The 14,851-nt window shown below is 60.3% G+C and carries 14 protein-coding genes and 1 pseudogene; 2 read left to right on the top strand and 13 right to left on the bottom strand.

Features of this window, described 5'->3' with window-relative positions:
- Positions 1 to 18 precede the first annotated feature (18 nt).
- The 5 genes and pseudogenes from AC3WMV_RS14340 to AC3WMV_RS14320 form a co-directional block, all read right to left on the bottom strand.
- Positions 19 to 2,469, bottom strand: a complete 2,451-nt coding sequence (locus AC3WMV_RS14340) for a heavy metal translocating P-type ATPase (protein WP_103368394.1) — start codon at positions 2,467 to 2,469, stop codon at positions 19 to 21.
- A gap of 196 nt (positions 2,470 to 2,665) precedes the next feature.
- On the bottom strand, positions 2,666 to 3,205 hold the full coding sequence (locus tag AC3WMV_RS14335) for a FixH family protein (RefSeq protein WP_103368395.1): 540 nt from the start codon (positions 3,203 to 3,205) through the stop codon (positions 2,666 to 2,668).
- 11 nt (positions 3,206 to 3,216) lie between these two features.
- A complete protein-coding gene (gene ccoG / locus AC3WMV_RS14330) occupies positions 3,217 to 4,632 on the bottom strand; it encodes a cytochrome c oxidase accessory protein CcoG (protein ID WP_098967982.1) in 1,416 nt (471 codons plus the stop codon).
- A gap of 222 nt (positions 4,633 to 4,854) precedes the next feature.
- Positions 4,855 to 4,977 (bottom strand): annotated as a pseudogene (locus tag AC3WMV_RS14325) (VapC toxin family PIN domain ribonuclease); the annotation flags it as partial.
- Complete coding sequence (locus AC3WMV_RS14320; protein ID WP_178083309.1) at positions 4,956 to 5,231, bottom strand: type II toxin-antitoxin system Phd/YefM family antitoxin; 276 nt, start codon at positions 5,229 to 5,231, stop codon at positions 4,956 to 4,958. The gene AC3WMV_RS14320 and the pseudogene AC3WMV_RS14325, both read right to left, overlap by 22 nt.
- Positions 5,232 to 5,615: 384 nt before the next feature.
- On the opposite strand from AC3WMV_RS14320, the gene AC3WMV_RS14315 reads away from it, so the two are divergent.
- On the top strand, positions 5,616 to 6,620 hold the full coding sequence (locus tag AC3WMV_RS14315; protein ID WP_103368397.1) for a metallophosphoesterase family protein: 1,005 nt from the start codon (positions 5,616 to 5,618) through the stop codon (positions 6,618 to 6,620).
- Between the two features lie 56 nt (positions 6,621 to 6,676).
- Here the strand turns inward: AC3WMV_RS14315 and ccoP (AC3WMV_RS14310) are convergent, their stop codons facing one another.
- From ccoP (AC3WMV_RS14310) to ccoN (AC3WMV_RS14275), 8 genes are all read right to left on the bottom strand, one after another.
- Entirely contained in the window at positions 6,677 to 7,660 is a 984-nt protein-coding gene (gene ccoP, locus AC3WMV_RS14310; protein WP_103368398.1) for a cytochrome-c oxidase, cbb3-type subunit III, read from the bottom strand.
- Positions 7,657 to 7,842 (bottom strand): CcoQ/FixQ family Cbb3-type cytochrome c oxidase assembly chaperone, encoded by a 186-nt coding sequence (locus AC3WMV_RS14305; protein ID WP_003175465.1) that lies wholly within the window; start codon positions 7,840 to 7,842, stop codon positions 7,657 to 7,659. Before AC3WMV_RS14305 ends, ccoP (AC3WMV_RS14310) begins: the two co-directional genes overlap by 4 nt.
- Positions 7,843 to 7,848: 6 nt before the next feature.
- Entirely contained in the window at positions 7,849 to 8,457 is a 609-nt protein-coding gene (gene ccoO / locus AC3WMV_RS14300; RefSeq protein ID WP_024164411.1) for a cytochrome-c oxidase, cbb3-type subunit II, read from the bottom strand.
- A complete protein-coding gene (ccoN, locus tag AC3WMV_RS14295; RefSeq protein WP_007969186.1) occupies positions 8,457 to 9,899 on the bottom strand; it encodes a cytochrome-c oxidase, cbb3-type subunit I in 1,443 nt (480 codons plus the stop codon). The genes ccoO (AC3WMV_RS14300) and ccoN (AC3WMV_RS14295) overlap by 1 nt, the downstream gene beginning before the upstream one ends.
- 485 nt (positions 9,900 to 10,384) lie before the next feature.
- Positions 10,385 to 11,335 carry a cytochrome-c oxidase, cbb3-type subunit III gene (gene ccoP / locus AC3WMV_RS14290; RefSeq protein ID WP_103368399.1) on the bottom strand — a complete coding sequence of 317 codons (951 nt, stop codon included), beginning with the start codon at positions 11,333 to 11,335 and terminating at the stop codon, positions 10,385 to 10,387.
- Positions 11,332 to 11,529 carry a cbb3-type cytochrome oxidase subunit 3 gene (locus tag AC3WMV_RS14285; protein ID WP_027613249.1) on the bottom strand — a complete coding sequence of 66 codons (198 nt, stop codon included), beginning with the start codon at positions 11,527 to 11,529 and terminating at the stop codon, positions 11,332 to 11,334. Before AC3WMV_RS14285 ends, ccoP (AC3WMV_RS14290) begins: the two co-directional genes overlap by 4 nt.
- 5 nt (positions 11,530 to 11,534) lie before the next feature.
- Complete coding sequence (ccoO, locus tag AC3WMV_RS14280; RefSeq protein ID WP_003223389.1) at positions 11,535 to 12,143, bottom strand: cytochrome-c oxidase, cbb3-type subunit II; 609 nt, start codon at positions 12,141 to 12,143, stop codon at positions 11,535 to 11,537.
- A gap of 10 nt (positions 12,144 to 12,153) precedes the next feature.
- Positions 12,154 to 13,578 (bottom strand): cytochrome-c oxidase, cbb3-type subunit I, encoded by a 1,425-nt coding sequence (ccoN, locus tag AC3WMV_RS14275; protein ID WP_103368400.1) that lies wholly within the window; start codon positions 13,576 to 13,578, stop codon positions 12,154 to 12,156.
- A gap of 95 nt (positions 13,579 to 13,673) precedes the next feature.
- On the opposite strand from ccoN (AC3WMV_RS14275), the gene AC3WMV_RS14270 reads away from it, so the two are divergent.
- Positions 13,674 to 14,351, top strand: a complete 678-nt coding sequence (locus tag AC3WMV_RS14270; RefSeq protein ID WP_103368401.1) for an alpha/beta family hydrolase — start codon at positions 13,674 to 13,676, stop codon at positions 14,349 to 14,351.
- Positions 14,352 to 14,851: the final 500 nt, after the last annotated feature.

The raw sequence follows: 14,851 nt of genomic DNA, 5'->3' as shown, positions 1-14,851 counted from the left end.
ACTCCAGGCCCGAGCGGCTCAGGCCGGCAACGGACGGGTTTCTGAACGGGTGCCGGCGACCGGCGCGCTCGGCAGGCGAGTCAGGCGCAGGGCGTTGAGCACCACGGTCAACGAACTGATCGACATGCCGACCGCAGCCCACACCGGGGTGATCCAGCCGAGGGCGGCGAACGGCAACATGAGGCCATTGTACAGCGCCGCCCACAGCAGGTTCTCGATGATTACCCGACGGGTTCTGCGCGCTAAGGTAAAGGCTAGCACCAGCGCGTCGAGGCGGTTGGACAGCAGCACCGCGTCGGCGCTGGTTTTCGCCAGATCGGTGGCCGACCCCATGGCCACGCTGATGTCGGCAGCAGCCAGCACCGGCACGTCGTTCACACCATCGCCGAGCATCAAGACCTTGCGTCCTTCTTGATGAAGCTGTTGCAGCACCTGCAATTTGTCGTCCGGACGCAGACCGCCTCGGGCCTCGTCGATACCCAGTTCGGCGGCGACGCTGGCGACCATCGGCGAGCTGTCGCCGGACAACAGCAGCGTGCGCCAGCCACGGGCCTTGCAGGCGGCGAGCAGGGCGGGCGCATCGTCGCGCAGGCGGTCGTCGAGAACGAACCACGCCAGCGCTGCCGAGTCATCGCCGAGCAGCAGCCACTGACCCGGTTCATCCGGCATCGCCGGCAGCGGCGAACCGCTGAGGGCGCAGACAAATTCTGCCTGACCGATGCGCAAACGCTGTGTGCCAACCAGCCCTTCGAGGCCGAGTCCCGGCGTGCTGTGCACTTCTTCAGCCGCCAGTGGCGCACGACCGAAGGCGCGGGCAATCGGGTGTTCCGAACGATTTTCCAATGCGGCGGCAAGGCTCAGGCACTGGTCGCTGTTCAGCGTGCCCAGTGGACGGATCGAACGCAAAACCAGCCGCCCCTCGGTGAGGGTGCCGGTCTTGTCGAAGATCACCGTGTCGATCTGGTTCAGGCCTTCCAGCACATGGCCGCGCGTCAGCAACAGACCGAGTTTGTGCAGGGTGCCAGTGGCGGCGGTCAACGCCGTCGGGGTTGCCAGCGACAGCGCGCAAGGGCAGGTCGCGACCAGCATCGCCAGCACGATCCAGAACGCCCGCGACGAGTCCAGCTGCCACCACAACAGGCCGATCGCTGCGGCCGCAATCAGCGACAACAGCAGGAACCATTGCGCGGCGCGGTCGGCGATTTCTGCCAGTCGCGGCTTCTCGGCCTGGGCGCGATCGAGCAGGCGGACAATGGCCGACAGGCGCGTGTCCTGACCCAGTGCCAGTACCTCGACGGTGAGTGCGCCTTCGACATTCAGCGTGCCAGCGGTGACCGCATCGCCCAGCGTGCGCGGTTGCGGCAGGTATTCGCCGGTCAGCAGCGATTCGTCGATGCTCGACTGGCCATCGAGGATCTTGCCGTCCGCCGGCAGGATCGAACCCGGTTGCACCAGCACCCGGTCACCCAGGCGCAGTTCGCTGAGCAGGATGCGTTCGCTCTGGCCGTCGGCGTCGAGGCGCAGGCACGAGGCTGGCAACAGGTTCACAAGCTGCGCGGTGGCCGCGGCGGTGCGCTCGCGGGCGCGGCGTTCCAGATAGCGGCCGGCGAGCAGGAACAGCGCGAACATCCCGACCGCATCGAAATACAGCTCACCGATGCCGGTGATCGAGGTCCAGATCCCGGCGATGTAGGCACTGCCGATCGCCAGCGACACCGAGACATCCATGGTCAGATGTCGGGTGCGCAAATCGCGCATGGCGCCCTTGAAGAACGGCGCGCAGCTGTAGAACACGATCGGCGTGGTCAGGAACAGCGCGACCCAACGCAGGATCGTGTGCAGTTCGGGGCTGAGGTCGATGTTGAATTCCGGCCAGGTCGCCATGGTCGCCATCATTGCCTGAAACCACAGCAGCCCGGCGACACCGAGCTGACGCAACGCAAGACGGTTTTCGCTGGCCAGTTGCTCGCTGGCGCGGTCGGCCTGATAGGGGTGGGCGGCGTAACCGATGTGGCGCAGCTCGGCGAGGATCTGGCTCAGCGGCAATTGTGCGTCGGCCCATTGCACGTGCAGGCGATGGTTGGACAGGTTCAGCCGCGCCTCGGCCACCGCCGGCAGGCTGCGCAGGTGTTTCTCGATCAGCCAGCCGCAGGCGGCGCAACTGATGCCTTCCATCAACAGGGTGGTTTCGGCGAGTTCGCCCGCGTGACGGACGAAGGGTTGTTGCACGTCGGCGCGGTCGTACAGCGCCAGTTCATCGGTCAATTGCACCGGCAGTGCTTCGGGGTTGGCCGAGGCTTCGCTGCGATGTTGGTAATAGCTTTCCAGACCACCGGCGACGATGGCTTCGGCCACGGCCTGACAGCCGGGGCAGCAGAACTCGCGGGACTCCCCGAGCACGACGGCGGTGAAGCGGCTGCCCGACGGGACGGGCAGAGCGCAGTGGTAGCAGGGGAGTGGGGTGGTCATGGCATCGTTGAGGGGGTAAGCCCTTGCATTGGGGTTGTCCGCTTGCCCTCACCCCAGCGCTCTCCCGGAGGGAGAGGGAGCCGATTGATGGAGGCCGGAAAAGAGGTGCATCCACGGATATCGTCACTGCCATACACAAGGCATGCGAGCGGCCGAAATCAGTCCCCTCTCCCTCCGGATGAGGGGCTTCTGCAGTTTATTTATCCAGGTCTTCGGCGCCCTGCAGCGGTTCGTCACCGAGCAGCAGATCCTTGTCGTGGCTGACCTGTTCCTCTTCGAACATGCGCCACACGTGGTCGTCCTGCGTGCCCAGCAATTCGACAAAACGCCGGCCTTCGACCTTGTCGCCCAACTGACCGATGTAACGGCCGGCTTCGGTTTCGCTGCGGGTCAGGACGATCTTGCGATCCTTCTCCGGCTGGGTCGGCGAAATCAGGTTCAGTTCCAGGGTTTTCGGCTGGCTGTCGCCGCTCAGGCGCAGGTCAACTTCGCCGGTCAGGTCATCCAGATGCACGCTGGCGCGCATCTTCAGATCCTGCGCCAGCAGCTCGCGATCCAGTGAGCGGTTGATGCCTTTGCCGGCCTCGTAGTAGTTGTCGTTGACCAGGTTGTCCGGGTTGTTCACCGCAATGGTCACCATCGACAGGGTCAAGGTCACCGAACAGGCCAGAATCCCGATGATGATCCATGGCCAAAGGTGCTTGTACCAAGGGCTGGCGGCGTTTGCTGCGGGCATGTTCAGTTCTCTCAACGGGTTTGTGGGCCGATGAATCGGCTCTTGGCTTCAACGTGGACGCTATCATCGTCGGCATCCTTGAGGATGAATTTCACCTCGTTGGTGCTCGACGGCAACTGTTCCGGTGCGCTCGACAACTCCACCGGCATGCTGAAGATTTCGCCGGCCGGCACTTTGATCTCGCGTTTGCCTTGCAGGCGCAGATCCGGCAGGCCGGCGGCTTCCAGCACGTAGGTGTGGTCGCGCTGATCCTTGTTCATGATCTTCAGGCTGTAGACGTTTTCGATCCGGCCTTCGGCGTTTTCGCGGTACAGCACGCGGTCCTTGCTGACGTCGAAACCGACCAGCGAGCGCATGAAGAACGCGGTCACCAGCAGGCTGATCATCGCCAGCAGCACCACAGCGTAGCCAATCAGGCGTGGCCGCAGTTTATGGGTTTTCTGGCCGGACAGGTTGTGTTCGGTGGTGTAGCTGATCAGGCCGCGCGGGTAATCCATCTTGTCCATGATCGCGTCGCAGGCGTCGATACACGCGGCGCAACCGATGCACTCGATCTGCAGGCCGTCACGGATGTCGATACCCGTCGGGCACACCTGAACGCACATGGTGCAATCGATGCAGTCGCCCAGACCCATGGCCTTGTAGTCGACACCTTTCTTGCGCGGGCCACGGCTTTCGCCGCGACGCGGATCGTAGGAAACGATGAGGGTGTCCTTGTCGAACATCACGCTCTGGAAACGTGCGTACGGACACATGTAGATGCACACCTGCTCGCGCAGCCAGCCGGCGTTGCCGTAGGTGGCGAGGGTGAAGAAACCGACCCAGAAATACGACCAGCCATCGGCCTGACCGGTGAAGAATTCGAACACCAGTTCGCGGATTGGCGAGAAGTAGCCGACGAAGGTCATGCCGGTGACGAAGCCGATCAGCAACCACAATGAATGCTTGGCGAGCTTGCGCAGAAATTTGTTGCCGGTCATCGGCGCTTTATCGAGCTTGATCCGCTGGTTGCGGTCGCCTTCGGTGACCTTCTCGCACCACATGAAAATCCACGTCCACACGCTTTGCGGACAGGTGTAGCCGCACCAGACGCGGCCGGCGTAAACGGTGATGAAAAACAGGCCGAACGCCGCGATGATCAGCAGTCCGGACAGCAGGATGAAGTCCTGCGGCCAGAACGTGGCGCCGAAGATGAAGAACTTGCGTTCCGGCAGGTTCCACCACACCGCCTGATGCCCGCCCCAGTTCAGCCACACCGTACCGAAATACAACAGGAACAGCGCGGCGCCGCCGATCATCCGCAGATTGCGGAACAGGCCGGTGAAAGCACGGGTGTAGATTTTTTCTCGAGAGGCGTAAAGATCGACGCTGTTGTTCGCGTTTTTGCTCGGTGGTGTGACGTCGTGTACCGGAATCTGGTTGCTCATCATTGCATCCCACGGCAGTGGACAAATGCCTCGGTCGATACGTGCCGACCGCGGTCAGAAAGGGGTGTCGCAGTGGCGCAATGATACGCCTGTCGCTCTAACTCAAGGGTGCGACCTTTGGTCGCGTTGGGGAAAAAGCATTATTGGTGTAGCGAATGCAGCAAAGCCTGATGCAGATCAATTGACTTGTTGAGTATGGACGGTTTTGGAGTGGCGGCTAATTCAATGTTCCCACGGGTTGATCAGGGCGACGCCGCTCGAGCGGAAATCACCGACATTGCGCGTGACCACTGTGAGTCCATGCACCAGGGCCGTGGCAGCTATCAATGCATCGCTTTCATTGGCCAGGACAAATCCACGGGGCGATTAATGATGACTGCGCGGTCGGTTTCGAAATCGATGTCGGCAGCCTCCGGCATGACCAACCAATCGACAATGCTCGTGTTTGCGCCGCTCAGTTTCTGATATTCCTCAATGCTCAACAGGACATGAGAGGCCTTGCCACGGTCGGTGATGATCACTGGTCCCAGACGCGCAGCCTTTTTGGCGCTGCTGGTGTCCTGATTGAATTCACCGCTGGAGATGGTGGTGATTGCCATCATGGTTGACCTCTCGCAATAAAGATGCAGCAACGTTACTACTTCGCCTGGGGGCGGCAATCGAGGAAGACAGAACTCAGCCGTCCGCTGGTCGGTCCGTGGCGGGATAGGGTTTTTGTCGTCATTCAACATAGCGTCTTCATCCTTGAAGTGGCTCCGATGAGGGGCAACGGGCTGTGGACGACCCTACAGAGCATAGCGAATCGAGTCCATCAGGCTTGTGTCTCAAAGTATTAATTTCGAAGGCAATTTTAATATTCCAGAAATATCATTAGTTAATTAATGGGTTTTGTTTTCTTGTTTTTTTCGAATAACTTATTGGCTGTTCTGCAGCGTGTTAGTTGCATGTTCATGTTTTTAAATTTAACGGAATAATGGAGTGTTATGAAAATCAAGGAAGTTAAAAAGCTTTTCGCTTGTCTGTGTCTGGTGTCCCTGACTTCTCTCGCCAGTGCCAACGAAGGTATGCCGCAGCACATGGTATTTGCATCAGACCCGCAATACCCGTGGACAGAAAAGTCGGACAGTGGCGAGGATGAGTCGAGCGCGGATTTCGAAAAACGCGCGAAATGGCTGGTGGAAACCCAGTTCGCGAGCATTGCCCAGTTCCGCACCGAGATGGGCGGGCAGGCTGCGGTGCCATTGATGATCAACGGTGACATGACCGCGTTTGGCCACGGCTGGCAGCGCTCTTTCATCGGTTCGATGCTGAAGAAACACTTTGGCGATCACGTGCTCTACGGATTGGGCAATCACGACTACCAGAACAACGTGAATGACTGTTTCAGTGAAAGTTGCGCAGCGGGCAGTATTGTTGATTACCGTGATCATCATGTCGGTAAAGTCGATGAATTTGATCTGGAAGTCACCGGCAGCTTTGTGAATAAACACTATCTGGGTAGTCTGGCTTATTCAAAGAATGTGGGTGAAGTGCATCTGGTGCAGTTGAACAATGAACCCACTTATGCGGTGAAGATTTCTCACGCGTTGAATCCGACCACATTCGATATCACGGCGTCGCTGGACTGGCTGGAAAATGATTTGCGAATAGCGCGAGCGCAGGGCTACGCGATCATTATCAACATGCACAAGCCCTATGAGTGGAAAGGCAGTTGGGATCAAGAGAAGCGCTTTCGCGAAATGATTGAAAAGTATCAGGTGACGGCGATGTTCGCCGGCCACTTCCACGACGAGGGTGGTAGCCAGACCTATATGGGGAGCGTGCCGATGTTTCTCAGCGGTTCAGCTTCTCAGCAGACGTACCTGACCGCCACTTTTTCCAAGGATCGCAAGCAATTGGAGGTGAGTCTGGTCGAGGACAATCAGTGGCGCAAACGTACGCCGGTGGCCACCGTGCCGGTGAAGTCGATCTGGGCCAGTAACCCATAAAAAAATCCCCCGCCAGAGCACTGGCGGGGGATTCTTCATTACATCAAGCCCTGGCCTTATTGCGCCTCGGCCTCCGGCGCTTTTTCACCGTGGGACAGGCTGTACACGTACGCTGCCAGCAGGTGCACCTTGTCATTGCCTTGCAGTTGTTCCTGCGCCGGCATCTGGCCCTGACGGCCGTAACGGATGGTCTGCTGCAGTTGCGCGAAGCTCGAACCGTAGATGAACGCGGCCGGGTGGGTCAGGTTAGGCGCGCCCATCGCCGGGGTGCCTTTGCCTTCCGGACCGTGGCAGGCCACGCAGTTGGCGGCGAACAGTTTCTGGCCGTTGGCCGGGTCAGCCTTGGTGCCTTCCGGCAGTTTGCGGCCATCGAGCTGGGTCACCACGAAGGCTGCGACATCGGCTACGCCTTGTTCGCCAATGACTTCGGCCCAGGCCGGCATCACCGCGTGTCGACCGCCCATGATGGTGGTCTTGATGGTTTCCGGCTCGCCGCCCCAGCGCCAGTCGGCGTCGGTCAGGTTCGGGAAGCCATAGGCGCCCTTGGCGTCGGAACCGTGGCATACCGAACAGTTGGAGGCGAACAGACGGCCGCCCATCTTCAGTGCTTGCGGATCCTTGGCCACTTCCTCGATCGGCATCGCCGCGAACTTGGCGAAGATCGGACCGAACTTGGCGTCCGAGCGGGCCATTTCCTTTTCCCACTCATGCACGCCGGTCCAGCCGGTCTGGCCGTTGGCGAACGCGGTCTGCTTGTCGTTATCGAGGTAGTTGTAGCCCGGCAGCAGGCCTTTCCAGTTGCCCAGGCCCGGGTACAGCACCAGATAACCCAGGGCGAACACGATGGTGCCCACGAACAGCATGAACCACCATTTCGGCAGTGGGTTGTCGTACTCCTCGATCCCGTCGAAGGAGTGGCCGACCGTTTCGTCCGTCTGTTCGCTGCGCTGGCCCTTGCGGGTCGACAGCAGCAGCCAGGTCAGGGCGAAGATCGTACCGAGACTGAGGACTGTGACGTACAGACTCCAGAATGTAGTCATTCTTTGTTACTCCTAGAAGCTTGCTCGACGTGCTTGATGGCTTCGGGATCATCCGCAAAAGGCAGCAAGGTTGCGTCTTCAAACTCCGACTTGCGCTTGGGGCTGAATACCCACAACGCCAAACCGATGAAGGCCACCATCACGACGACGGTGCCCAGGCCGCGAATCATCCCGATATCCATGAAGAATCACCGTTTGCTTTTGATGATGGTGCCCAGGCCCTGAAGGTAGGCCACCAGCGCGTCCATTTCGGTTTTGCCCTTCACGGCATCTTTTGCACCGGCGATGTCTTCGTCGGTGTAAGGGACGCCGAGCGTGCGCAACACTTCCATTTTCTTGGCCGTGTCTTTGCCGTCGAGCTTGTTTTCCACGAGGAACGGGTAAGCCGGCATTTTCGACTCAGGTACCACGTTGCGCGGGTTGTACAGGTGCGCACGCTGCCAGTCATCGGAGTAACGACCGCCCACGCGAGCCAGATCCGGGCCGGTCCGTTTGGAACCCCACAGGAACGGGTGGTCCCAGACGCTTTCACCGGCGACCGAGTAGTGGCCGTAGCGTTCGGTTTCAGCGCGGAACGGACGGATCATCTGCGAGTGGCAGCCGACACAACCGTTGGCGATATAGACGTCGCGGCCTTCCAGTTCCAGTGCCGAACGCGGCTTCATGCCTTCGACCGGCTTGTTGGTGACGTCCTGGAAGAACAGCGGAACGATCTGGGTCAGGCCGCCAATGCTGACGGCGATGACCATGAAGAAGGCCAGCAGGCCAATGTTCTTCTCGACAGCTTCATGCTTCATCAGTGAGCTCCAACAACAGCGATCTGGGCGGCGGCTTCGGCTTCAGCCGCGTTCGAGGCGCGCACGGTGCGCCAGACGTTGTAAGCCATCAGGAACATGCCGCTGGCGAAGAAAGCACCGCCCAGGGCACGGACGATGTAGCCCGGGTGGCTGGCCTGCAGCGCTTCGACGAACGAGTAGGTGAGGGTGCCGTCATCGTTGATTGCACGCCACATCAGACCCTGAGTGATGCCGTTGACCCACATCGAGGCGATGTACAGCACGGTACCGATGGTTGCGAGCCAGAAGTGCGCGTTGATCAGGCCGACGCTGTGCATCTGCGCACGACCGAACAGTTTCGGGATCATGTGGTAGATCGCGCCGATCGAGATCATCGCCACCCAGCCCAGCGCGCCGGCGTGAACGTGGCCGATGGTCCAGTCGGTGTAGTGCGAGAGCGAGTTGACGGTCTTGATCGCCATCATCGGACCTTCGAAGGTCGACATGCCGTAGAACGCCAGCGACACCACGAGGAAGCGCAGGATCGGGTCGGTGCGCAGCTTATGCCAGGCGCCCGAGAGGGTCATCATGCCGTTGATCATGCCGCCCCAGCTTGGCGCCAGCAGGATGATCGACATCGCCATGCCCAGCGACTGTGCCCAGTCCGGCAGTGCGGTGTAGTGCAGGTGGTGCGGACCGGCCCAGATGTACAGGGTGATCAGTGCCCAGAAGTGCACGATCGACAGGCGATAGGAGTAGATCGGACGTTCGGCCTGTTTCGGCACGAAGTAGTACATCATCCCGAGGAAGCCGGTGGTCAGGAAAAAGCCCACGGCGTTGTGGCCGTACCACCACTGGATCATCGCGTCAGTCGCGCCCGAGTAGGCGGAGTAGGACTTGAAGAAACTCACGGGCAGGGAGGCGTGGTTGACGATGTGCAGCATTGCGGTCACGACGATGAACGCGCCGTAGAACCAGTTACCGACATAGATGTGTTTGGTCTTGCGCTTGGTGATGGTGCCGAAGAACACCAGCCCGTAGGAGACCCAGACAATGGCCAGCAGAATGGCGAGCGGCCATTCCAGTTCGGCGTATTCCTTGGTGGTGGTGTAACCCAGCGGCAAGGTAATGATGGCGCCGACGATGACCGCCTGCCAGCCCCAGAAGGTGAAGGCGGCAAGGCTGTCGGAGATCAGTCGCGTCTGGCAGGTTCGCTGCACGACATAGTAGGAAGTGGCAAACAGTGCACAACCACCGAAGGCGAAAATCACCAGGTTTGTGTGCAACGGGCGCAGGCGTCCAAAGCTCGTCCACGGCAGACCGAAGTTCAACTCCGGCCAGACCAGTTGCGAGGCGATGAAGACACCGAGCCCCATGCCAAGGATCCCCCAGACCACCGTCATGATGGCGAACTGGCGGACTACCTTATAGTTATAAGCAGTCGGACTGATTGCTGTGCTCATTCTAAGGTTCCACGGTTTGGGTGTTTTATTAGGATTAAAATCGGCCGCAAGTATGCAGAGAGCAGGGGGTCATTGCAACGCGCCATGACCTGGGTCAATGCTTTCCAACGCTGATTCTGCGGCCTTTCCATACGCCGCGTAAGGTCAAAATTGGCCTCGGACAAAATGTCGCAGCGGACGAAAAAAGCGAGGGGATCAGGTCGCTTGTAACGGGGTGTGTTCAAACGCTCAGTTCGGGTGACGGACGGTAAATGGCACGACAGCCGGTATCTACCGGCGTTTGCGGCCACATCAGTCAGCCGGTTCGCAGAACACAGCAGTCAGCGTTGACCTGGAACCAGCACAAGCCAGTCCGCATCGAGCAAGCGTAGACCCGAATCCGGGGAACCGAAAGGAGAGGGTGTGACGGGGTGCGACAATGCGTCGCAAAGGGGCGGGATGCTGCCGCACCGAGAATGGTGCGGCAGAGGTGTGTGCAATGATTACTATTTGTTGTCTTCAGTAATCAGCTTATCTGTATTCAATCCATGGCTCAGGCTGTACACATAGGCAGCTAGCAATTGCACTTTATCGTTGCCCAGCAGTTCGTTCTGCGCTGGCATGTGGCCCTGGCGACCGTGGCGGATGGTCTGCTCAAGCTGCGTCAGACTCGTGCCATAAATAAATCCGGCCGGGTGCGTCAGATTCGGCGCACCCATGGCTTCAGTGCCGTGGCCGGTTGCCCCATGACAGGCTACGCAGGTGGTGCTGAACGCTTGCTGTCCGGCTTGCAGGTCAGCCTTGCTGTCGGCAGGCAGCGGCAGGCCAGCCAGTTCGTGACGCACATATGCGGCGACGTTCTTCACACCCGTCTCGCCGAGCACTTCGCCCCAGGCCGGCATCGCCGCCATCCGGCCACCCATGATGGTGGTTTTGATGGTCTCGGCATCGCCGCCCCAGCGCCAGTCCTTGTCGGCCAGGTTAGGGAAGCCGAACGCGCCCTTGGCGTCGGAACCGTGGCACACCGAGCAGTTGGAGGCGAACAACCGGCCACCCATTTTCAGCGCCTGCGGATCCTTCGCCACTTCCTCCACCGGCATGGCAGCGAATTTGGCGAAGATCGGCCCGAATTTGGCGTCGGCCTTGTTCATTTCCTTTTCCCATTCGTGCACGCCGGTCCAGCCGTCCTCGTAGCCGGGCAGGATGCCTTTCCAGTTGCCCAGGCCCGGATACAGGATCAGATAGCCCACGGAAAACACCAGCGTGCCGGCGAACAGCATGAACCACCACTGCGGCAGCGGGTTGTCGTACTCCTCGATGCCGTCGAAGCTGTGGCCCATGGTCTGGTCGACGCTGCCCTTGGTTTCGCCCCGGCGGGTGCCGATCAGCAGCCAGGTCAGGCCGATCAGGCTGCCGATGGTCAGTACGCAGATCCACGTACTCCAGAAGGTGGTCATGGCCGGGTACTCCTTGTTTCAGGTGCTTGGGTAATGTCGGGTTGCGGCTCGTCGGCGAACGGCAGCAGGCGCGCTTCGGCGAACTCCGGCGTGCGCTTGCGGTTGAACACCCAGATCGTCAGGCCGACGAAGGCGACGAACACCACGACGGTGCCGAGGCCGCGAATCAGGCCTGCACTCATTTCAATGATCATCGTGCTCACCTCTTGCTCTTGATCGCAGTGCCGAGCACTTGCAGGTAGGAGACGAGGGCGTCCATTTCGGTCTTGCCCTTGAGGCTGGCGACCGCGCCGCTGATGTCGTCGTCGGTGTACGGCACGCCGAGGGTGCGCATGGTCTTGAGCTTGGTTTCGGTGTGGCTGCTGTCGACCGCTTGCGTCACCAGCCACGGGTAGGCCGGCATTTTCGACTCCGGTACCACGTTGCGCGGGTTGTACAGGTGCGCGCGGTGCCAGTCGTCCGAGTAACGCGCGCCGACCCGGGCCAGGTCTGGCCCGGTACGCTTGGAACCCCACAGGAACGGGTGATCCCATACGCTCTCACCGGCCACCGAGTAGTGCCCGTAGCGTTCGGTTTCGGCGCGGAACGGCCGGATCATCTGCGAGTGGCAACCGACGCAGCCTTCGCGGATATAGATGTCGCGGCCTTCCAGTTGCAGCGCGGTATAGGGCTTCATGCCCTCTACCGGTTTGTTGGTGACGTCCTGGAAGAACAGCGGGACGATCTGGGTCAGGCCGCCGATGCTCACGGCGAACACCATCAGCAGCATCAGCAGGCCGACGTTCTTTTCAATCGTTTCGTGTTTCATGGCGGACTCCTCAGGCCATCTGCGCGGCAGCAACGACGTCAGCAGGCTGCGAGGCCCGCACGGTGCGCCAGGTGTTGTAAGCCATCAGCAACATGCCGCTGAGGAAGATCGCCCCACCCACCAGACGCACGATGAAGCCAGGGTGGCTGGCCACCAGGGTTTCGACGAAGGAGTAAGTCAGCGTGCCGTCCTCGTTGACTGCGCGCCACATCAGGCCCTGGGCGATGCCGTTGACCCACATCGAGGCGATGTAGAGCACGGTGCCGATGGTCGCGAGCCAGAAGTGCGCGTTGATCAGGCCGATGCTGTGCATCTGCTCTTTGCCGAAGACTTTCGGGATCATGTGGTAAAGCGCGCCGATCGAGATCATCGCCACCCAGCCGAGTGCGCCGGCGTGAACGTGGCCGATGGTCCAGTCGGTGTAGTGGGAGAGGGCGTTTACAGTCTTGATCGCCATCATCGGACCTTCGAAGGTCGACATGCCGTAGAACGCCAGCGACACCACGAGGAAGCGCAGGATCGGGTCGCTGCGCAACTTATGCCAGGCGCCCGAGAGGGTCATCATGCCGTTGATCATGCCGCCCCAGCTCGGTGCCAGCAGAATCAGCGACATCACCATGCCCAGCGACTGTGCCCAGTCCGGCAGCGCGGTGTAGTGCAGGTGGTGGGGGCCGGCCCAGATGTACAGGGTGATCAGCGCCCAGAAGTGCACGATCGACAGACGATACGAATACACCGGACGTTCCGCCTGTTTCGGCACGAAGTAGTACATCATCCCGAGGAACCCGGCGGTGAGGAAAAAGCCCACGGCGTTGTGGCCGTACCACCATTGCACCATTGCGTCGGTCGCACCGGCGTACACCGAGTAGGACTTGGTCAGGCTCACCGGCAACTCAAGGTTGTTGACGATGTGCAGGATCGCCACGGTGATGATGAACGCGCCGAAGAACCAGTTGCCGACGTAGATGTGCTTGGTCTTGCGCTGCATGATCGTGCCGAAGAACACGATGGCGTAGGCGACCCAGACGATGGTGATCAGGATGTCGATCGGCCATTCCAGCTCGGCGTATTCCTTGGAACTGGTGTAACCCAGCGGCAGGCTGATCGCCGCCAATAGAATCACAAGCTGCCAGCCCCAGAAGCAGAACGCGGCGATTTTCGGCGCGAACAATTGCGTCTGGCAGGTGCGCTGCACCGAGTAGAACGAACTGGCGAACAGCGCGCAGCCACCGAAGGCGAAGATCACCGCGTTGGTGTGCAGCGGGCGCAGACGGCCGAAACTGGTCCAGGGCAAATTGAAGTTGAGTTCAGGCCAGACCAATTGGGCCGCGAGAAAAACCCCGAGCCCCATGCCGACGATGCCCCACACCACCGTCATAATGGCGAATTGGCGGACCACCTTGTAGTTGTAGGCGGTACTGATAGAAGTGTTCATGGTTCCCCATCCACGGTTCAGCCGAAGTGAGCGCGCGCAGAAAACGCCGCGAATCCTTCGCCTGGAGTTATAGGCAGACTAAAAGCGAGGCAAGCATGGACAAACAGCACAAGGCCAGTATTGACGGGGATCAATGGGCGCAGTGCGTGCGGGATCATGGGTGGTTGTGGGATGCCGCGTCGGGCGAGGCTTCGGCGACTTTGATCCTGGCGCATGGGGCAGGGGCGCCGATGGACAGTGAGTGGATGACGGATATGGCTGGGCGCCTTGCTGCACTTGGGGTGAATGTGTTGCGGTTTGAGTTTCCGTATATGGCGCAGCGGCGGGTGGATGGCAGTAAACGGCCGCCTAATCCGGCGCCGAAACTGCTTGAGTGCTGGCGCGAAGTGTTCGCTGAAGTGCGACGTCATGTCGCTGGGACTTTGGCCATCGGTGGTAAGTCCATGGGCGGGCGGATGGCCAGTCTTTTAGCTGACGAGTTGGGCGCCGATGCGCTTGTCTGTCTTGGATATCCGTTTTATGCGGTTGGGAAACCTGAGAAACCGCGGGTTGAGCATTTGGCTGCTTTGCGGACTCGGACGTTGATTGTTCAGGGGGAGCGGGATGCTCTCGGAAATCGGGACGCTGTCGAGGCTTATGATCTATCGCCGAGTATTGAGGTGTTTTGGTTGGCCTCTGGGGATCATGATTTGAAGCCGTTGAAGGTTTCCGGGTTTACGCATTCGGATCATTTGGCCAGTGCTGCGCAGAAGGTTGCTTCGTTTCTTCGATGAAATTTGGGTGTATATCCGTTGCTGCGGTCACGGCGGCTTAGGGTTCCGCCCTTACGGCGGGTCACTTTTTCCAGACGCCGAAAAAGTAACCAAAAAGGCTTGCTCCTACGTCCGGCCCGCTCGCCGGAGCTCGGGGTCCCTTCGCTCCGGGCTCCATCCGGGCGCAGCGCCTACGGTTTGCTTCGCTGCACCTCCTCTCGCTGTGTTTGGCTTCGCCAAACGGTCGCTGCGCTCCCACCCCCGGATGAATCCCTCCACTCAGCCTTCCGATGTCGCCCGTGGATCAAGATCAAGAGCTGCAGCCGAGCTTGCGCTCATCCTGTTGAGTGGTGAGGGGCAAGAGCGGTGCGCGTTCTGCTCTTGCCTTTGTGTGGGAGCCCGCCTGCTGGCGATGGCGGCCTGACAGCCGACCAGTTCCTTGCTGATGCACCCGGCCCCACTGTGGGAGCGGGCTTGCTCGCGAAGGCGGCCTGACAGCCGACTATTCTCTTACTGACTGC

The organism is Pseudomonas sp. FW305-3-2-15-E-TSA4, assembly GCF_058787295.1.
The sequence above is the reverse complement of the archived record's forward strand: the minus strand, read 5'-3'. Positions and strand labels throughout refer to the sequence as shown.